This is a genomic window from Tardiphaga sp. vice154 (assembly GCF_007018645.1).
Lineage (GTDB): Bacteria > Pseudomonadota > Alphaproteobacteria > Rhizobiales > Xanthobacteraceae > Tardiphaga.
In genome coordinates this window covers 5,018,390-5,037,685 of the sequence record NZ_CP041399.1, presented here as the reverse complement: position 1 = coordinate 5,037,685, position 19,296 = coordinate 5,018,390, and the positions used below count along the sequence as shown (strand labels likewise).

At 64.4% G+C, this 19,296-nt stretch carries 10 protein-coding genes; 4 read left to right on the top strand and 6 right to left on the bottom strand.

Annotated features, from left to right (window positions below; all coding sequences use genetic code 11):
- Positions 1-12: 12 nt before the first annotated feature.
- A complete protein-coding gene (locus FIU28_RS23655; RefSeq protein ID WP_143575549.1) occupies positions 13-1,962 on the bottom strand; it encodes a sigma-54-dependent Fis family transcriptional regulator in 1,950 nt (649 codons plus the stop codon).
- Here FIU28_RS23655 and FIU28_RS23650 point away from each other — a divergent pair.
- The 4 genes from FIU28_RS23650 to FIU28_RS23635 all read left to right on the top strand — a co-directional run bounded on the left by FIU28_RS23650 (position 1,961) and on the right by FIU28_RS23635 (position 6,532).
- Positions 1,961-2,380 carry a hypothetical protein gene (locus FIU28_RS23650; protein ID WP_143575548.1) on the top strand — a complete coding sequence of 140 codons (420 nt, stop codon included), beginning with the start codon at positions 1,961-1,963 and terminating at the stop codon, positions 2,378-2,380. The genes FIU28_RS23655 and FIU28_RS23650 overlap by 2 nt on opposite strands.
- A gap of 238 nt (positions 2,381-2,618) precedes the next feature.
- Entirely contained in the window at positions 2,619-4,424 is a 1,806-nt protein-coding gene (locus FIU28_RS23645) for a hypothetical protein (protein WP_143575547.1), read from the top strand.
- A 418-nt stretch (positions 4,425-4,842) separates the two neighbouring features.
- Entirely contained in the window at positions 4,843-5,139 is a 297-nt protein-coding gene (locus FIU28_RS23640) for an HU family DNA-binding protein (protein WP_143575546.1), read from the top strand.
- Positions 5,140-5,287: 148 nt separating this feature from the next.
- The gene (locus FIU28_RS23635) at positions 5,288-6,532 is read left to right on the top strand and encodes a ParB/RepB/Spo0J family partition protein (protein WP_168203024.1); all 1,245 of its coding nucleotides are present in this window, start codon (positions 5,288-5,290) and stop codon (positions 6,530-6,532) included.
- Between the two features lie 24 nt (positions 6,533-6,556).
- On the opposite strand, the gene FIU28_RS23630 is transcribed toward FIU28_RS23635, so the two are convergent.
- From FIU28_RS23630 to FIU28_RS23610, 5 genes are read right to left on the bottom strand one after another with little or no spacing between them, the layout of a single operon-like run.
- Entirely contained in the window at positions 6,557-7,918 is a 1,362-nt protein-coding gene (locus FIU28_RS23630; RefSeq protein ID WP_143575544.1) for an ATP-binding protein, read from the bottom strand.
- 4 nt (positions 7,919-7,922) lie between these two features.
- Complete coding sequence (locus FIU28_RS23625) at positions 7,923-11,192, bottom strand: contractile injection system tape measure protein (protein WP_143575543.1); 3,270 nt, start codon at positions 11,190-11,192, stop codon at positions 7,923-7,925.
- Positions 11,193-11,194: 2 nt separating this feature from the next.
- Positions 11,195-13,654 (bottom strand): hypothetical protein, encoded by a 2,460-nt coding sequence (locus FIU28_RS23620; RefSeq protein ID WP_143575542.1) that lies wholly within the window; start codon positions 13,652-13,654, stop codon positions 11,195-11,197.
- Positions 13,655-13,693: 39 nt separating this feature from the next.
- A complete protein-coding gene (locus FIU28_RS26595; RefSeq protein WP_168203023.1) occupies positions 13,694-15,652 on the bottom strand; it encodes an eCIS core domain-containing protein in 1,959 nt (652 codons plus the stop codon).
- Between the two features lie 17 nt (positions 15,653-15,669).
- Positions 15,670-19,293 (bottom strand): hypothetical protein, encoded by a 3,624-nt coding sequence (locus FIU28_RS23610; protein WP_143575541.1) that lies wholly within the window; start codon positions 19,291-19,293, stop codon positions 15,670-15,672.
- Between the last annotated feature and the right edge of the window lie 3 nt (positions 19,294-19,296).

Sequence of the window (19,296 nt, the reverse complement as noted above, 5' to 3'; positions counted from 1 at the left end):
ACGAACGTCCCGTCACCGCGGCGCGGTTTGGCCGAGTGCGCGATACACGGTGTTGCGGGAGACGCCGAGACGTCGGGCGGTTTCGCTGACGTTGCCGGCGGTCTCGGCATAGACCGCGTGGATCGTGGCAAGCTGGATCTCCTGCAACGAGCAGGGCTTCGGCTGCGCGACCTGACCGATTGCGGCTGCTCCGCCGGACTGCTCGAGCAGGCAGTCGGAGCAGGCAAGGGTATGGCGCGCCAGGATGTTGCGCAGCTCGCGGATGTTGCCGGGCCACGGCCGCGCTGCGAGATCGGCCATGGTTTGCGCTGCGATTTCACAAGTCGGATCGATGCCATCGAGCAGATGCTGCACAATGGACTCGAAGTCCGTGCGCTCATTCAGGCGCGGCAGCGTCACTTCGAGCGTGTTGAGGCGATACAGCAGGTCTGAGCGAAAGCGCCCGGCGGCGATCGCCTTGTCGAGCGCGGCATTTGTCGCCGAGACCAGGAAGATATCGACCTTGGTTCGGGCGCCGCCGATCGGGCGCACGGTCCAGTCGTCGAGCAGCCGGAGCAACACGGCTTGCAGCGCGACCGGCATGTCGCCGATCTCGTCCAGAAACAGCGTACCGCCGTCCGCTTCCTTGACCAGCCCGGTCGCGCCGCCGCGCCGCGCGCCGGTGAAGGAGCCGTCGGCATAGCCGAAAAGTTCGGCCTCGATCAGGCTTTCCGGCAACGCCGCGCAATTCACCGGGACGAAGGCGCCGCTGCGCCCGCTGGCGGCATGGGCATGCCGCGCCAGTTGTTCCTTGCCGGTGCCGGTCTCGCCGCGGATCAGGATCGGCATCTTGCGGGCTGCGGCGATCTCGACCCGGCGCACGATCGCCTGCACGGCGGGATCGGCCGCGACGAAATTTGTGGGGGACGCGTGCGGCTGGACTGCGCGCCGCTGTTCAGCTTCGGGGGAGCGCGGCATCGGCTGTTTCGCAGCAGGCGCCGAGGCAGTCTTGCGCGCCTCCTGCGCGGGCGCTTGCCGGGACACGCTGCGATCGATGCTCGCCGCGCGCCGCCTGGCGTGCAGCACGATGATCGCGCCGATGCCGGAGCTTTCGCTAGCGACGAAATCGAAGCTCGCATTCGGCAACAGGCCCCTCAGGCGTGCTGGCCACTCGTCGAAGCCCAGTGTTTTCAGGAACCGGGTTGGCGGCTCGTCGCCGGCACCGCGGTTGACGTCGCGGATTGCCTTCAGCGCTTGCTCGCTGGCATGCAGAATGGTGCCGCGACGATCCACCAGCACGCAATCGTCGTTCGCCCAGATCGCCCGCTTGGCGAGGAAGTGGTGCAGCAGCAATTCGTGATCCTGCTTGATCGAGCGGGCGAGAACGCTTTCGACATGCTGGCCGACCGAAACCGCCAACGCCAGGCTCTGCGGATTGAAGGTTTCCGCGGGCCCGGAAATATCCACCACGCCGAGCAGCTCGCCGTCAGTGGGTTCAAAGACGGGGACCGCGGCGCAGGTCCATCGCTGCACCTGCGAGCAGAAATGCTCAGCTCCATGAATCTGAACCGGCTTCGCCTCCGCCATCGCAGTCCCGATCGCATTGGTGCCGATATCGGCTTCGCTCCATCGTCCCCCGTGTTCGAGGTGAACCGTTCGTCCGGCCTCGATCACCCGAGCGTCGCCCTCGGTATCGATGATCAGCCCGGAGGGATCGGTGAGGATCATGATCGAGTTGGCGTCGCTGAGGAACGTTCGCGAATTCTCCAGCGCATGACGGGCGGCGTGACGGAGCCGCGCATGCTTGGAGCGGTGGCGGAACAGCTCGGCTTCCGCGACCAGGGGCGCCATCGCCCGATCGACGGTGACGCTATGGTTCCTTGATCGCTGCCAGGAATTGACCACCGACGGCCTGAGATCTGTCGGCAACGCGCCGCGCTCGACGAATTTTTCCCATGCGGCCCTTACGTCTCGCTGGTTCATGCCGGATCCTCTGACGCCACAACGTCCAAAACCTGGAAATCGACAGGTCCTGCGCAGTCACCCGAATGTGGATTGGGTCGCCATCATCGCCAATGCTGTTGCGCAAAGCGCAAGCTCTGACCTCACCAAGGCATTCCAAGTGGCCGCCTTTGATCGCGTCCAACCCTGTGGTGGTCACTTTGGAAAAGCATCTAAGGCGCTACTCGACGCAACAACCCATTCCGCGCTCACTTCCCAGACACAACGGCGGCTCTCAGGTCCGCCTTGCAATCAGCCTATACTTCTTCGCTTCAAGCGCAAGAAAGAGTCAGCGGCAGCGATCGGTGAAGTAAAAGAATCGATGCTGCGTTGCGGCGTTCGCGAAGTCCGGCAGCAAGCATCGGCGGATCGTTCGCACAAGCATCACGGTCGCGGCTAGTTCAGCAAGATCTTCTCAGACCGAATGCGATGCCGATATGGCATCCAATCTGCGTGCCGATTGATCGATGAAGCGATTTGAACGATCGATCGACATACCGTTTTTCTACATGCAATTATACACGTATAGATTGTATAACCTGAGCCGGCCCGTCACTGGCTAAAACGTCGTGACGGCAACCAGATACCGGCTACCGGCAATCTGTGTTGCTCCCTGTTGAGAAGCTGAGGACGTCACCATGACAATGTTCGCGACAACCGAAGCTGCGGTAGCGCGCGCCGGCGCTCCGACGGCGGGCGTCGGATACGCGGCCCACTTGCCCTCTGCTGCAAACGTCATGACGGGAGATGACAGCGCCGACGCACCGATGCTGCAACGCTTGCAGCGGACAGCGAGCGCTTCGATCCGGGCGCGGCAATTGAAGCGACAATCGGAGATGATCGCGTCCAGCCCCGCCGCTTTGTCGCTGCAACGCTTTCGGCAGATGGCGAACAATTCTCCGCAGGCGCTGCAATTGAAGCAGCAGGCGGAGAATATGACGGTCAGCGCCACTGGCGAAACCGGACCGCCGCAGTTCCGCTCCGACCGACAGCACTGGCGTCGCATCAGCCCCGCCCCCACCCGCGCGGCAGAGGTCGCCGAGGCGCCCGGCGCCGTGTTGCAGGCGGTCTGGGAGCCTGACGCGGAACAAGAAGACCTGTACCGGTGGGACGCCGTGATCGATGGCAAGCAGTGGTACTACGACGCCTCGACAAACAAGTATCGCTACGTCGTCGTCGATGAACACGCTTTGACCTTCGCCGGGCTCAACGATGCGTTTGAAGTCGATGACGAGGAAATCGAGGATCTCGACTTGATGACCGGCAAGGTCAAGACGCAAGCCAACAAGGATCTCTCTTACGGTTTCTACTTTAACGCCGCGGATGACGACGCTCTGCAACGCTTTGATCCGTTGAGCCTGAAGCAGAAGCTCACGGACCAGGCGTCGGTACATTGCCTCAATTACATCTTTATGGAAGATTCACTGGAGCTGGAGAAGGCGGCTGCCGCCGAGATAGGCAATGAAAAATCCGTGTTCCATAGCGCCACGGCATCGTTCGCGCTCAAGACGACGTTCGATGCAAAGCTTGCAGACACCCATTTTAGTATCAGGCACGACAACGGAGCGAACTTATTCGGTCTCGGTCCCGATCAATACGGCATCGAAGACGGCGGATATTGGGTTTCTCGAACCGAGGCCGCCAAGCTGACCCTTCGCCGCTTGCTGCGCCCGGCGATCTGGGCCGCCATGAATCACGAGATCGGATCGATCGTTTCCGAGAAGAAGCTGGAGAGCGCCGAAACCGCGCTTGACCTTGAAGGGCAGATTGCGGTCGGAAACATGACGGTCCGCTTCACGCCGCGGGTGGAGCGGTCGCGTCGGGGCGATTGCGTGGCTTTGGTCAGGATGTTTCAGGACGTGATTGCCCGACTGGACACGAGACAATTGCAGGCGGCCGTGATGGAGGACATGACCCCGACGTTTAGCGAGGCACTCCAGGAAAAGAACAAGGGCCTCGGTCATTCGCCGGATGCCGCGCGTAGCAATTTCGTCGCCGAAGAGATCGCCAAATCCGGGACGTTGACCGAGGAGAAACTCACGGCCTACGCCGCCGCGACGGTGCGACGTTGGCATGCGCTTCTGGACTCCCGGGTGATGGTGGTGTTCGACGCCGCCGGCTTTGGGGAGGTTTACGGCAAGACGCCGTCTCTTCCAGAGGCCACGCCTGCCAATATGATGAGCGGACCGGTGGAGGAAGCGGGCAAGGAACCGGGGCTCCCCGACGAAACCTATGTCCTGATCAACGTCGACTCGCCGGACAACATCGTCACCCTCGCCCACGAACTCGCGCATGTGGCCGGCTATAATCCGACCGGCGTCGAGCCCAGCGGCCACTTCACCGACTCCACGAGCTACCAGCAGGCCGAAGCCGAGTATGGCCCCAAATTGCTGTTCGACGCCTATTACTTCGAGGTTCTGTTCCGCCGGCTCTCCGGCGGCTAGGTCGCCGGGGCCGCGTTCAGCCGCCATCCCTGTACGACTCCGGTCGGCCTGGTCGCAACCGGTGAACCTGCGGCAAAAAAGGTCTCATTGTACCTTGTATTGTGGATGGGACCGCGTTTGCGCTTTGACGTTTCGGCCGCATAAGGCTAACAGCAAGGCCGCATTGTCCGGTTTGACCGCCGGATCGATCAAACCCCAGACCGACCCGGTAACGGGCCCGACGATTTCGACGATCCCTCCCCGACGATCCAGGGGGTGGAGGTTCGCATCCTTTTCGGGCGCGCCACCATTGATGACCTCGCTTGCATTGCTCCCGGTTGGCACCGAGACCCGGTCGCACAGGCAGCTCCTGCGATTGAGCAGGAGAAGCCCCCGCTCGTATTCGTTACTTCTACCCAGCCATTCATAAGGAATCACCATGGCCAAGATGACCAAGACCCAATTGATCGAAGCGCTCGCCGAAGCCAGCGGCGTGTCGAAGAACGACGTGAAGTCGGTCGTCGAGAACCTCGCCACCGTCGGCTACAAGGAGCTCAACGAGTCCGGCGAGTTCACCGTCCCCGGTTTCGCCAAGCTCTCGGTCGTCAACAAGCCGGCCACCGAAGCGCGCGAAGGCATCAACCCCTTCACCAAGGAGCCGATGCAGTTCGCCGCCAAGCCCGCCAGCAAGACCGTCAAGGCGCAGCCGCTGAAGGTCGTCAAGGACGCCGTCTAAGGCAGAATTTTCCCGCTGTCCGCAGCAAGCGGACAGCGGGATGCCTTCTTCCGTGTGCGTGCAATAAATACAACCGCAAGCTTTGTTTTAGCCTGACTTTCGTTAGACTGCCTCCCGATGGCGCTTCGCTGTAACGGAGATGGCGGTCATGGGCGGTTACGTTCAACACACCGACGCGGCGCGAATGTCGCATGCCTCGGCCATGCGCGCCGACCCGGCGCCCTCTGCAACATCCTCATCTTATGCCTCTCCACCGAATGGCAGCGCCGGAATGCAGCCGCTGCTGCAATTGCGCCGCGCCTTGAACGCGACGCCGCGCATGCAACACCAGCACGCCCTGCAGCGAATGTTGCATCGCGGTTCGGAGCGGGTGAACGAAACTGGCCGGGCGGCCCAGCCGGTATCGAGCGCCCCATCGATCATCCAGCGGAAGCCGCGCAAGGATGCCGATACCGGGCTGTGGCACGACGACCTGTTCCCGTCGCTCAAGCTCACCCAGCCCGAGGGATTTGATGAAAAACAATTCCTCCTGGGCGATGGCAAAGTCGTCTGGTGGGAGGACAACGAATATTATCTGGATCAGGATTGCGAAACACTCTATCAGCCGACGGCCGAGCTATCATCCGATCGAACTCACTACATTCCCCTGGCCGCGGAGGGCACCCTTATCCTCAGTGTGTCCGACGTGCTGTCCGGCTTCGATACCCACAGCAAGGCATTGATGAATGATCCGGATCCATTGAAGCTCGATGGGGTGATCAAGGAAATCAATGCGGGAAAGGCAATTTACCCGATCCAGATCATACGCAGGCCGGACGGCAAATATTCGCTAAACCAGGGTCGACACCGTTTGCTCGCATCGAGAGAAATGGGATTTGAGGAGATCCCGGCGCTGGTGGAGGACGAGGGGACTCCACCCACGCTCGGTTTTGCGAAGACGGTCACGCTGTCAAAAGATCGTTCGGCTTCAAGCCGAGATACCAATCGGAATACCGTCGTCAGCGAGTCGAGCTCGATGGAGAGCACTTTGGAACCTGCGATAGAAACCGGATTCGGCACGCATTTCGGTAGCAGCGCGGTGCACCTTGAGATGCAGATACCGCCCGCTAAGGATGCTGAGAGCGACAGACTGTCGGGTTACCATATCATTGAAAATGGCTATCAGGTCCATAACGAGCGCTGGATCGAGTCCACCTTCAACAGTGTGAAATCGACTCCAACGAGATTGTATGAGCTGGCACAAATGATGATGGTCGAATTCGACGACGTCGATCGCCGGATGAAGAAGATCTATCTGTCGTACCTCATCGACATCAACCATCGAGTGGCTACGCAGCCGATGTTCGAAAGTGAATCCGACGAACTTGAGACGTTTCTGCATGAAAACGCCTGACGAACCGGCAAGCGTTATGGGCTTTCACCCGCCCAGAAACTTTCCATCCTTGTGCAGCTCCTTGCGCACGCCGTCGCGCAGGTCCTGCGCTTCGATGATGGGCGGCTCGCGTACCACCGCCTGCAGACAGGCATAGCGCAGCACGTTGATGATGCTGCCGCCGGACAGTTCATGCGCCTGCGCCAGCCGGCGCAGGTCGATATCCGCTGCGAGCCGGTAGGGCTTGTCGGCGAAATTGTCCTGCCAAAGGCGCAGCCGCTGCTCGGCATTGGGCATCTTGAACAGCGTCACCGACTGGAAGCGGCGGGTGAAGGCTTCGTCGAGTTGCGCGCGCAGATTGGTGGCGAGGATCACGACGCCGGGAAAATCCTCGATCCGCTGCAACAGATAGGACACTTGCTGATTGGCCGCGCGGTCGTTGGCGTTGCGGGTCTCGGTGCGCTTGCCGAACAGCGAATCCGCCTCGTCGAAGAACAGGATCCAGTTGCCGTGCTGGGCGTGATCGAACAGGCTGGCGAGATTCTTCTCGGTTTCGCCGATATATTTCGACACCACCTTCGACAGGTCGATGCGATAGACCGGCAGCCCCGTCAGCCGGCCTAGCAGCGCCGCGGCCATCGTCTTGCCGGTGCCGGGTGACCCGTAGAACACGCAGCGATAGCCCGGCTTCAGCCGCTTGTTGAGCTTCCAGCCGCGCATCAGCCGGTCGTGATGGCGGATCCAGGCGATGATGTCCTGCAGGTCCAGCCGGGTCGGCTGGTCGATCACCAGATCCTCCCAGTCGAACGGCGTGGTGATCAATTGCGCCGGAAATTCCGAACTGTACGGCGGACGATAGGATCTTCCCGTGCTGAGGCGCTCGACATATTCCGCCGTCAGCCGCAGGGTCGAAGACATCGGTGGCTCGTCGGTGTGGCGGTGGTCGAGCTGCAGGATGTTGCGGCGGTGAAAGGCGTGCTCGGCGCCGAACAAAGGATGGTAGCGCAAGCGCGCCGCGATGTTGCTGCCGGCCAGCATGAACATCGCGGTCTCGCCGGTCGGCAGGAAGCCGGTGTGCGACTGCCCGGTGACGCCGCCGAACTCGCTGAACCTACGCTGCACCGACTGGTTATGGATCAGGAAGGGGTCGAGCGTCTCCGGCTTGATATGCGGCAGATAGGCCAGGATCAGCACCAGCCGTTCCGCCGCATTCAGCTCGAATTCGCGGAGCACGGCGGCGTAGGGCGGGCTCAACCGCGGCAGCGGCGGCGCCGGGAAGTGATCGAGCGGATCGGGGCCGGTGCCGGGCTGGCCGTGCTGCTGGAAGCGCATGGTGAGAATGTCGCTGAACCAGGCGATCTCGCGGTCGATGACGGCGGCGTTGGCGAGCAAGGTATCGGCGTTCATGGCGCTACCAGGTGACGTGAACGGGGGCCGGCATCCACGGCGCCAGCAGGATCGAAATGCTCCACGGCACCTGATCGACCAGCACGTCGAGCGTCCTGCGCTGGACGCGCAGCTTCCAGCCGTCATCGACGCGCTGCAATTTGCCTTCGCGCTGCAGGAAGGTTTCGCGCAAGCCGGCGACCGAGGTGCCGCGCAGCACGGTCCAGTTGTCGAGCATCGATCGCAGCAGGAGCTCGCCGAGCCGGCGCTCTTGATCGGTCATGACGATGGCGCGCGCGACCGGCGTGGCGGTGGGCACGCCGCACAGGATCTTGTTGAGCACCAGCAGCGGCTCCGGCGCGGCGCTGCGGCCATCGACGAGATATTGCAGCAGATGTACCGCGCGCGAGATGGCGTCGCGATCGCGCAGCCGCGGGCGCTTGCGATCATCGACGTCGAGCCAATCGAGTTCACGAAACAGATGCGGCAGGAAGGGTGACGCCAACACCAGGCCGGCATTGCCGATATAGATCGGATCGCCGCGCGCGTGGTCGTCATCCTCGACCAGGCTGAAGGCGGTCTTGCTAGTCAATGGCGGCGGCGGTGTCCGGCGTGGCGGCGCGTCCGGGCGCGGTTGCAACGGCGGGGCATTGGGCCCGGCCTCGATTGACGCGCCGGCTGTCGCCGCGGTTTTCTCGTGTAGCGCGGCGGCGAGCCGGCTGTTGCCGGCGGCCCTGGCCAGTTCGCTCGCCTGCGCTCGCCATTGCGTCGCCACATCGCCGCCGAAGGCCGCGACGCGGGCCAGAAAATCGGCGACGAGCTGTTCGACCGAACGCTCGATGCCGCGATGCGCGGCGAGAAAATCGAACAGCATCGCCCACACTTGATCCCGTGCTTCCCCGGTGCCGGCGCCGTGGGGGGCGACCTGCCGCCAGGCCGACAGCAGGATCTCGGCGGCACCCAGCAAGGCGTGATGCTGCCGGGGCTCGATCACCTGGCCGAGCCGCAGCAGCGCGGCGCCGGGCAGCGCGCGGATCCATCGCGCGCGCTGGCGCGGGTCCTGGGCCAGTTGCCGGACCAGATCGCCGACGTTGTCGGCGTCGTCTTGCAGCGTCTGGATGAGGGCGGCCGCCAGAACGTCATCGGGCATGGCCTGCGGTGGCGGCGTGTGGCCGTCGGTGGCCGCCGGGCGCGCGTTCTCGCCAAGCAGAAACTGCAGCACGACCGCGCGCCGCGCCGCGGCGCCGGCCGCAGCCTCGCTGGTCTCTTCGGTCAGCAGCAGGTCTTGCAGAACGAAAGCCTCCTCGTCGGGCAGCCAGTCCGGCCATGATGCCGCGCTGCCCTCGAACTCGCCGGAGGCAGCCACGGCCAGTTGCGCGAAATCGATCACCTCGCCTGCCAGCATCGCGACCAGCACCGCAGCGTAAAAGCTGCGGCGATCGCGGGCTTGCCAGGCGAACCGCGCCAGCGACGCGCGAAACGGATCGGCCTCGGCCGCCGCCGGCAGCAGGCGCAGCAACAGCGCACGCAAGGCGGTTTCCGGCAGCGCCTGTGCCAGATGCTTTCTCGCCTTGGCGGGGCCTGGGCCCGGCGTCCCAGCAAAGATGGCGCGCAATGTCTCCGGCGCCAGCAGGGCCAGATCCGTCAGGCGGAGATCGCTTTCGTCGTCTGTCGGTGGGGTGTCCGGCAGCCGCCCGTGTTGCAGGATGTGGCGCAGCAGACCGCCGTGGTCGAGCGTCGCGAAGCCAGGCCTGTCAGGCGATACGGCCGTTCCTCGGTCGTCGCCAAGGGCGGCCGGTGTTTCGCCGGCGAGTTCGCGGATGATCGCCGGCAGCGAGGCCGCCGATGTGAGGTGCGACTCGATCGCCGCCAGCGCGCGCCGCAGCGTCTCGATCAGATCGCCGAGATCGAGGCCCTCGCTCTGTGCCATGCCCTGCAGCAGCGACAGCACCAGGCTCTTGCGATTGAATTGAGAGCCGGGATTGCCCATGACGTAGTTCAGCACCAGCAGCCACAGCAGCCGGTTGAAACGCCGGTCGTCCAGCGCCACCAGCGCGGTGACGCGATGCACGGCCCGGATATCGACCAGATAGGCGACGATCAAGGCGGCGTGCTCGGGCTCCAGCAGATGCAGCAGCCGTACCAAAGCGGCCTCGCTGAGCCGATCGACCAGCCGGGCGATCAGCCGGGCGTCGTGGCGATGGCTGCGCATGAAGTCGCGCAGCCGGTCCGGATGATCCTGCAGAAGGCGAAGCAGGCCTTCATCGAAAGTCCGGTCGGCCAGGTCGAGCGCGGAGGATAGCGTGCCGCTCAACAGCTCGTCGAGCGACGGCCATCTGGCATCGACCTCCTGGATGGTGAGGGCGACGGCACCGGGCTTCGCCTGTTCGCTGAAGGCCGAGCGGCTCGCGTCAGCGATGCCTTCGACCTGCAATTCCTGCAGCAGCTCGTCGAGTGCCGCGGGCAGCGACGAGGTCGGTGCCTGATGCCGCTTCATCTGCTGCAGGCCGCGCCGCAGGGTCTCGATCAGTTGCTGATAATCGAGCGACTCGGATTCCGCCAGGCCCTCCAGCAGCCAGCGCAGGAAGCTGCGGCGGTTGAACTGCGAACCGGCGTCGCGCAACAGATAGCTCAGCACCAGGATCCACAGCAGGTGCTCGAAGGCGGTGTCGCGCAGGCTGAGCAGCGGCTCCACGCGGTGGATGCGATGAAGATCGAGCATGTAGGCCAGGATCAGCGCGGCGTGTTCGGGCGTGACCAGATACAGCAACCGCTGCAGCGCGGCGTCGTCGAGCTGCAGCACCAGGCGCTCCAGCAGGCGCCGGTCCTGCGAGTGACGCCGGATCAGGCTGACCAGCCCGGCCGGATCGTCGCGAATGAGCTGCTGCAACAGGGTTTCGACCGAGAATGCGGCGCCGCTTTGCCAGAACGGCAGCGTGCCCTGAGACAGATAGTGCTGCAGCAGCTCGAGCCGGGACGTCGTTTCGGAATAGAAGTGGTCGTCGGCTGAATCCGCTGCGCTGCGCAGCGCGTCCTGGAGGGCGGCGCGCAACGCCGTGTACAACGCGTCTTCGGCGGCCTGGGCAAAATTGTCGAGCGGCAGCTCGCCGAGGTCGATGTCCAGCCGCGCGATCCGGATGCGCTGCTCCGGCACCGCGAATTCGTCGAACACCCGCTCGATCACCGGCAGCAACCGCTGCCGGTTGATGTCGCTGATCCCGGCCTGCAACGCCAGCGCCGCTGCTTCGCTGTCGGTCCGGATGTCTAGGGTTTGCTGCCGGATGGTGTGGGGCATCGTCAAATCGCACCTCCATTGGGGGCCCGGTCGTGATTATGCCGGTGGTGCATCAGGAACCGGCGCAGCCGGTCCGAGGTGATGATGATCTCGTTGCGATCGCCGCGCCGCAGCGCCCAGCGCCAGCCGCCGTACAGCGTCCTGAAGTGCCGCATTTCACGGAATGCCAGAAAGCAGTAGTCGATGGCGATATGCGCCGGCGTGTTGTGCCGGATGATCTCGCGCACCTCCGTCGACGAATTTGCAGCGTGCTCGTCACTGCGCGGCAGGACCGCGGTGATGGTGAAGCTGTAGACGAAGGAGCGCCATCGGGACGAGTCCGGATCGTCGTCGGTGCGACCGAACCGCAAGAGATTATGTTCGACGATATAGAGCTGCCGTGCATGGCGGTCGAGCGCGGCGGCCATGGTGCGCAACTGATCGATCACGGCGCAGGCGCGGCCGTGATCGGCGTAGCGACCGATGAAATACCAATGCGTCTGGTCGAGCGAGCGGCAGACCACGACGATGCCGTCGCTGCCCGGCAGCGCTCCGATCCGGAAATTCTCCGGCGTGGCGGCCGCGCGCAGGAAATCGCGCGTCACCTTCTGGCCGCGCAACGGCGAGGGGTGCAGCGCATCGTCGCGCGGCGGCGGCCGGCTGTCGGCGGGCGGCACGGTGAAATGGTCCTCGAAATAGTCCTCATAGCCCGCGAGCGGCGGGCCGATCGAGGCCTCGGTCTCGGCATCGACGATCTCGATGGAAAGTTCGGTCAGCAGATTGTCCTGCGTGGCGGATTCCTGCGCGTCCATGCCCAGTTCGATGCGGCACTTGATCTCCATGCCGGCGATGTTGACTGGCGACATCGGCGCCAGATAGTCGAAGCCGCGTCCGCGGTTGCGCGTGCTGGCCACCAGCCGGTGCAGCAGCGCCAGCTTGGCCTCGATCTCGCGCCGGCCTTGCTCGGCGCCATCATCGCCGTCGAGCGGCGCGCCCAGCGTCTCGCCATACAGCGCCAGCAGGAAGTCCAGCAGGCGATTGTGCCGCAGGAGGACCGGGTCGGAGCGGCGGATCAACGCTTTCAGGCCCGCGCGATAGTCCGGCTGCAACAGCGGCTCGACATCCGGCACGGTGCGCTCCAGATATTGAAAGAAGTAGGTCTGGTGCAGGTGGCGCTCGGTCGAGAACAGGTCGCGGACATGGGCGAGCTGGGCGAAGAAGTTCGCCAGCAACTGGTCGTAGACGAGCAGGTAGCCCTTGAGCTGTTTGGCCTGCGCCTGCCGCGCCGTCGGCGGGTTGTCGGGCAGGCCGTTGGCATTAATGCCATATGTGTTCGGATACTGGTTCTGCACCGAATAATAAGCCCGGAGGTCGCGCGGGCTGGCTTCCGGCACGGCGTAATATTCGAGATATTGCGGCGTCAGCGGATAGAGCCGGCGATATTCCGACCACAGGCGGTCGAGTTCGCGCTGGACGCGGGCGGGGTCGGGTTTCACGGCAACGCCGCGGCGGATCATCCGGATGCCATAGCCGGCCGGGCCGGGCCGGGGGTCGAGCTGCGGGATATGGCCATGCGGGATTGCAATGGTGCCGCCGGAATGGCTGCGCTCGGGGTCGCCGACATGCACCCTGAGATCCCGCAGCCCCGTGACGCCGGGGATGCGTACCAGCACCCTAATCAGGCCGGAGATGACGATATGCGTCGGCTGCGGCTGCAACTGCTCGTCGCCGATGAAGCCGTGGCGCAGCAGCGGGCCGTTGAAAATGGCCGTCGTCGTCATGCCGGCCGAAAGCAGGCTCTGCAGCGGCTGGCGTTGCAGCTCGGGCGCGAGAAAATTGCCGGCATTGAACAGCATCGCGGCAAGGATGGCTTCCGGCGCGTGGCGGTCATCGATCGAGGCGAGCGCGCTGATCCGCGTCGCCCAGGGCTGCAGCACATGGATGGCATGGACGTCCTCGCATAGATTGCGATGGCGGCCATAGACGCGCTCCGCCCGCGCGCGGATCGCGTCGGGCAGCACATCCGGCTCGCAGCCGCAGGGGTCGGCGCCGGGGGCATAGAGCGCGATGTCGTAGAGCCCGTTCACGGCCTCGGCCGTCCGCGCCTTGCGCGGCGTCAGCCAGGCATTGGCGACGCCGGCCACGCGGTCGACCAGCAGCTTGCGGTAGTCGTCCGGCGTGACCGGGTTGCATGGCAGGATGCGGCGCGGCACGAACAGCGCCTGCCGCCTGGTATCGATCCGGCCGCTGCGCGGATCGACCAGCAGCGCGTCGATCGGAAACCCGGCGCGGTAGGACAATTCGGTCAGCGCGTAGCAGAGTTGCTCGAGCGTGGTGACGCCGGGGTCGTGTTCGTTGTAGTCGGTCCAGATCTGGCCGGCGAGCTGCTGGATCCGTTCGGTGCCATGCTGCTTCAGCCACGCATAGTCGAGCCCGTGATTGGCGGGCGCGGCCGGGGTGATCGTCGATGGTTCGATACTCATGGTGCTTCGACCGGGCGCGCCTTACGACGTGCCATACTGTCATTTCTGCTGCTGTTTTTTCTTGTAGTTGATGTAGTCGTCCATGCGCTTGTTGCCGAGCACAAGGCGCGAAAGCTTTTCCAGTTTGGGTGCAAGCAAAGACGGTTTGGACAGCGGCTGGATGTGCTCCCGCGTGCCGCCCATCAGGTTTTCGAGGTTCGCGCTGACCGGCTTGACGACTTTGTCGTCCTCTGCTGCGAACGTTGGCCGGGCCGGCGTGTCGCGCTGCAGGCCGTATTTTCTCGCGGCGGTCTCTGCGAACAGCTCATCCGCATCCCTCTTGTTGCGTTGCTGCGCGAGAACATCGATTGCCGCCGGCGTCCCGGATTTAGCGACCGTTTTTGTGACATCGCGCGTCTGCTGAATTCCTTCAAGAACATGCCTCCCGAATTCTTCGTGGCTGCTCGTGGGGCTGTTCGGTTCGTTGAGGATGGCTGGATCGAGCCCGTTTTCGGCGAGAAGCTTGTTCAGGACGAGATGATTGGTTCGCGATGTACCATCCTTGAAGGCGTGCAGGGCTTCCAGCGATTCATAAAGCGCAATGATGGCGGAGAAGCGCGTGACGCTGTCGCTCGCGACATCCATGGCCATGTAATAGCGGTCGAGCAGGTCCTGAACGCGTTTGAAGATTCCTTCGGCGGGCATTGGAACATGGACGGTTGTGCCCCCTGTCACCTGATCCGGTGTAAGATTGTCCAGTCCCTTTTCCGCCAGGGCGGTCTGCTGCTTTGACCCCAGATTCGGCGGCAGAGACCAGGTCACTTCGGCGGTTCTCACGCCCTTCAGCATGGCGCTGGTGATGCCCTGGGATGCCAGCGTATTGATATGAACGTATTCTTCGGCGGTCAGCCGCGTATTCAGCCGGTCGCTGACGAAGGCATCGGCATCCATGTAGGCACTGAAGTGATTGCCGACCTTGGTCAGGGGGCCCTGGGCCTGAGTGCGGCGAAAGTCGTAATATTCGCCAGGATGCTTGATATTGTTGGTGCCGACGGAGGCCAAGGCGGCGTCGTGATCCTTTGCGTCGATGAATTCCCGCCATTTGTTCGGGCCCAGGACGTCGTACTGAATTCGGGTATTGATCAGCTGGCTAACAGTCCCAATGTCGGTATAGCTGGTCGGCTGGGCTTCCAGCCCGGAGAGGTAGCGCGCTAGCATCGCTTTCGAGGTCGATGCACCGAACTGCTGGAATAGCCATTCCAGTAACTGGGGCTGGGTCGTCAGCGTCCCGCCGCTGATCGCGAGCGGATTGGCGATCCTGGCCTGAACGATGGCGTTGCCGGTCCTTGCCGGTGATCGGACGCTTCGCAACTGGGCCAAGCTTTGGAACGACGACAGCCGCTCGCCCATCCGGTCCGCCTCGCTCTCCAGCGTTTCGTCGTCGTTGATTGCCACGCCCTTGGCCTGCATCGTCGGCTGCACGCGGCCCTGGCGCTGCTGCACGACGTGCCAGGCCTCATGCGGCAGATGTCGTTCCTGGCCCGGCGCGACATGGATGTCGGAGCCCTGCGCGAAGGCCAGCGCCTGCAATTGGCGCGGCTCGGGTGAATTGTAGTGCACGCGGACGTCGTCCATCGCCAGGCCGGAGAGGTTTTCCATGCCGGCCCTGAGATGGTCGGGCAGGCCGGTGCGGTTGCTGGGCTGCCGCTGCACCGTCTCGGGCCGGTGTACGGATTTCGTCTGCAGGAGATCGTCGTCATCGTCGGGCATTTCCGCGCGCTGCAGCGGCCGGTGCGACAGGGTCGCGGCCAGCCGCCGCTGGCCGAGCAGGGCCGGGCTGTGTTGCAGCGTGGCGCGTAGCTGGGTCTGCGAGTGCATCGCCGGGCTGCTGTCCAGCGTCGCCGCAAGCCGCATCTGCGCCGTCATGTCCGACGTCGGTTCGCTTTGTCGTGCAAGGATGGGAGGGTTGGATGGCTGTTCGGCCTGCGCTCGCTGTTGCCGTGGAGAGTCGTACTGCATGGCGGCCTCCGGTTTGTTCAGGCGTGTTCGCGATCGAATGTCGGCACCGTCGTGGTCGCAAGCGTCAGGTTGTGCTGCGGCGCCGTCGTCAGAAAATACCAGTCGAGCTGCCGGGGATCGGGCGCGTAGTCGAACCGGATCGTGATCAGCGCATCGACATACGAGCGGGTCTGGATGAATTCGCTGATCTCGTCTTCAGACGCGTAGTCGCCGGCCTTGGCAGCGCGGGCGGCGTCGTCGAACCAGGGCGACAGATATTGCACCAGATCGGCATTGAGCCGGTCGATGCTGGCGCCGTCATTATTGACGAACTGCACGCAGGCACTGACGGTGATGCGGACATAGACCGGATTGCTGACGCGAAGCCGGATGAACGGACTGATGCGCGACACCAGCATGGCATGGATCCGCGCCAGCAGGTCGGCGCTGGCCATCGGCGCGGTCGGGTCCATCGCCTCAAAGCCGTTCGGCCCGGGCACCACGACGACCAGCACGTCGCCCGGGCTGTCGCCATGCGTGAGGCTGCGCGCCGGCAGCGCCTGTACTTTCCAGATGGTCGGAAAATCCTCCAGCACCAGGCGCTCGTAATCCCAGCCGAGGATGCCGCGATCCTTGTGGCGCAGCCGCTCGCCGATCCAGGTCTGGAAGCTGCGCCCGGTCTCCGGCGGCCGGCCGCCGAAGGACGGCATCGGTTGGTCGATACTGGCGATATCCGGCAGATCCTGCACCGACGCGGTGATGGTATGCGCCGGCAGCGGCTGGGCGAGGTGGTCGATGCTGCCATTGTCGACCCAGGTCGCCAGCATCGCGTGCGGGGTGATGTGGCTGGTCAGCGGAAACCGGGCGGCGCCGCGCGGCACGCTGGCGCCGAGCCACTGGCCGCTGCCGAGCAGCGTGTTCTGGCCGGTCATGGCCGGCAAAGCGAGCGACAGGATGCCGGAATTCTGCAGCCCGTTGGTGCCGTCGCTGAGCACCTGCTCCGGTGCCATCGGGATCCAGAGGTTGTCGCGCAGATATTGCCATTGCACCGGCGGCAATGGCCCGCTGTCGCCGCCGGCCGTGGTCATCTGGAACAGCAGCGTCAGCGGTTGCGAGGGGGCAAGGCCGTCGAGTCCAATATAGAGGTTACCCGGATCGCGAAAGCGCGGCAGCAGCGACGCGACCGGCGGCTGCACGCTGTCGAAGCCATCGAACGGCGTCAGATGAAAGAACTGCCCGGCGCCGGCATCGGCATCCGCGACGATCGCGACATAATCGACGCTGACGCTTTCGGCCTGCGGCAGCCATGGCGCGTTCGGGTAGGTGAAAGCCGGCGGGTCGGGCGTCGGCGTGGTCGGCGGCAGGTCGTTGATGACGGCGTTCAGCACATTGGCGGCGTAGAGATCGTCGCCGAAGGCATAGGCGGGCGCGACCAGCCGGATCCGCACCGTACTGTCCGCCGGATCGTAATAGGCGGGTGCGTTGCGGGCGATGATGGTCAGTTGGTCGTAACAGGTCGATGGGCACAATGGTCCTGCGGCCTCGGTGTCCTGACAGTCCGGCACCATCCCGTCCAGGCTGTGGGTCCGGAACAGGCAAAGCGCGTCGCCGCCGTCGAGTTGCCAAGTGCCCGGATCGACCACATCGATATCCGCCTTGAACACGGTGTTGTCGAACAGGTTCGGCTGCGGCTTGCCGTCCATGCCGAGTACGTAGTCGCTGTACCAGCCGTCGAAACCGTCGTCATTGGGCGGCAGGTTGAACCAGGTGATAGTGATCTGCAGGCTGTGCAGCGTCTTGACGAACAGTTCGCGGTGGAAGAACTCGAGGTACGAGCCTTTCACCACCGGCGCCCCGAACGGCAGGAACGGCTTGCTCGTATCGATCGTGCCGTCGGTGTTCGATAGCTGCACCTCCGTCAGTCCCGCGACATGTGTTTCGATCTGCCAGCCGGTGCAATCGAGTTCGCAAAGCAGCGACAGCGGATAGACCTCCGCAATGCAGGGCTTGACGCCGATCAGTACCGGCGACGGGTTGACCAGGGCCTTGACGGTCGGCCGGGCAGGGTCCGGATTGGCGCCGTCTGCCACGGCCGTGTCTGGCGCATAGGCCTCCACGGCAGGCGCCGCGGGCGGCAGCGTGCACTTTAGCTCGAAGCCGGGATCGCCGACCGAAGTCTCGACCAGCCGCACGTCGTAGGGCTGTTCGATCGCCTGCCAGCCGGTAACGGTCGAGACCTGCAGCGTAAAGGCCTGGCTCAGGACGGTAGTCCAGATCTCGGCATCATCCAGCCCGGTCGCTTCGGCCAGCATGGCGAGCAGCGCGGCCAGTCGCGCCGCGGCGTCCTGCGAATAATACAGCCGCAGCTTTATCTCGCGGTCGCCGCCGGTCAGCAGCAAATAGGGCGAAGCGATTGCGAAGCCGATGGTCGCCGGCGTGGTCAGCGTGGTGTCGGTGGCGCCGGTTTCGGCGTAGCCGAAGGTCGGCCATGCGCCGGTCGCCTTGGGGTCCGTGGTGATCTCGGTGCCAAGCACGCGCTGGATGACGTCGCTTGTCCTGGGCGCAGCATGGTCGGAGGGGATCAGCGGCCCAGACATCACCCGCAGCGCTCGCAGTCTGACGATGGCGGCGCTGGTGACGAGCAGGCTGCGGTCGGCCTTGAACAGGATGTCGAGGCCGCTGGCATCCTGCCCCGCCGCAAACAAGGTCTGCTGCGGGACGCTGCTGCTGGTCACGCTCTCGTCCTCTGCGAGCACGAAGGTGAGGTAGGTGCTGTCCGGCTGCGCCGGGCGGAAATCCTCATGCAGCATGTCGTGATAGTAGAAACGGGCAAAGCGGGAGGACACCGTGTTGACGGTGTCCTGCGCCGTCCGGAACAGCTCGGCGAAGGCGATGTACAGGGCCGTTTGCGGCGGGTGGTCGGCAGTGTCCAGCGAGGCGTCGAATTCGCTGTGCGCGCGGGCCTGCAGGTTGCCCAGCGTGTCCAGGCATTGCGTGAACAGCGCATGGATCGCCGGGCAGGCGTGGTCGATGCGCCGGTTGCGCGACGCCCCGCGATAGATCGAGGCGTCGGGACAGTCGTGCGTCAGCCGCCAGATCGGCAGGAATCCCGCGAGATCGAGCGGGATGGGCTGCCCGAGCGCATCATGCTGGCCGGCGCCTTCGGCATAGGCCGACAACCGCCGCAGATGCGGGCCGAGCGACGCTTTGATGGCGGCCACCAGTTGCGCGCGCAGCAGCCGCGCCGTGGGGCTCTGCGGCTGCGGGCCGAGGCCTTCGAGCCAGTCGTTGGCGAGACGTGCGAGCTGCACGACCGCGTTGAACATCAGCGTCAAGCGCTCGAACTTTGGCGCGAAGTGCCGGGCTTCCAGCGCCTGCCGCTGCAGGTCGACAAAGGCCCGTTCGGCACGGTCCGTTCGCAGGGCGGCGATGCACGCCAGCACGATGGTCGGATCGGCGGCGAAGAAGCCGGACCAGTCGCCGTCGGGCCGGTCGTCGAGATCATAGAATCGGATCAGCCGGCCGAACCCGACCGAGAACGCCAGCAGATCCGACAGGCTGCGGTCATCGACATTGGCGTAGCCGTCGCCCAGCGCCGGCAGCCAGCGGTTGACCTGGCTGGTCGCGCCGTTGAGAACGATTTTCCCGGCATGCCTGTCCATGGC

What these genes read in the sequence shown, in the direction of transcription:
- FIU28_RS23650 (WP_143575548.1), top strand. Translation starts at nt 1,961, where the DNA reads ATGCCGGATCCTCTGACGCCACAACGTCCAAAACCTGGAAATCGACAG.
- FIU28_RS23640 (WP_143575546.1), top strand. Translation starts at nt 4,843, where the DNA reads ATGGCCAAGATGACCAAGACCCAATTGATCGAAGCGCTCGCCGAAGCC.
- FIU28_RS23625 (WP_143575543.1), bottom strand. Translation starts at nt 11,192, where the DNA reads ATGCCCCACACCATCCGGCAGCAAACCCTAGACATCCGGACCGACAGC.
- FIU28_RS23635 (WP_168203024.1), top strand. Translation starts at nt 5,288, where the DNA reads ATGGGCGGTTACGTTCAACACACCGACGCGGCGCGAATGTCGCATGCC.
- FIU28_RS23610 (WP_143575541.1), bottom strand. Translation starts at nt 19,293, where the DNA reads ATGGACAGGCATGCCGGGAAAATCGTTCTCAACGGCGCGACCAGCCAG.
- FIU28_RS26595 (WP_168203023.1), bottom strand. Translation starts at nt 15,652, where the DNA reads ATGCAGTACGACTCTCCACGGCAACAGCGAGCGCAGGCCGAACAGCCA.
- FIU28_RS23620 (WP_143575542.1), bottom strand. Translation starts at nt 13,654, where the DNA reads ATGAGTATCGAACCATCGACGATCACCCCGGCCGCGCCCGCCAATCAC.
- FIU28_RS23655 (WP_143575549.1), bottom strand. Translation starts at nt 1,962, where the DNA reads ATGAACCAGCGAGACGTAAGGGCCGCATGGGAAAAATTCGTCGAGCGC.
- FIU28_RS23645 (WP_143575547.1), top strand. Translation starts at nt 2,619, where the DNA reads ATGACAATGTTCGCGACAACCGAAGCTGCGGTAGCGCGCGCCGGCGCT.
- FIU28_RS23630 (WP_143575544.1), bottom strand. Translation starts at nt 7,918, where the DNA reads ATGAACGCCGATACCTTGCTCGCCAACGCCGCCGTCATCGACCGCGAG.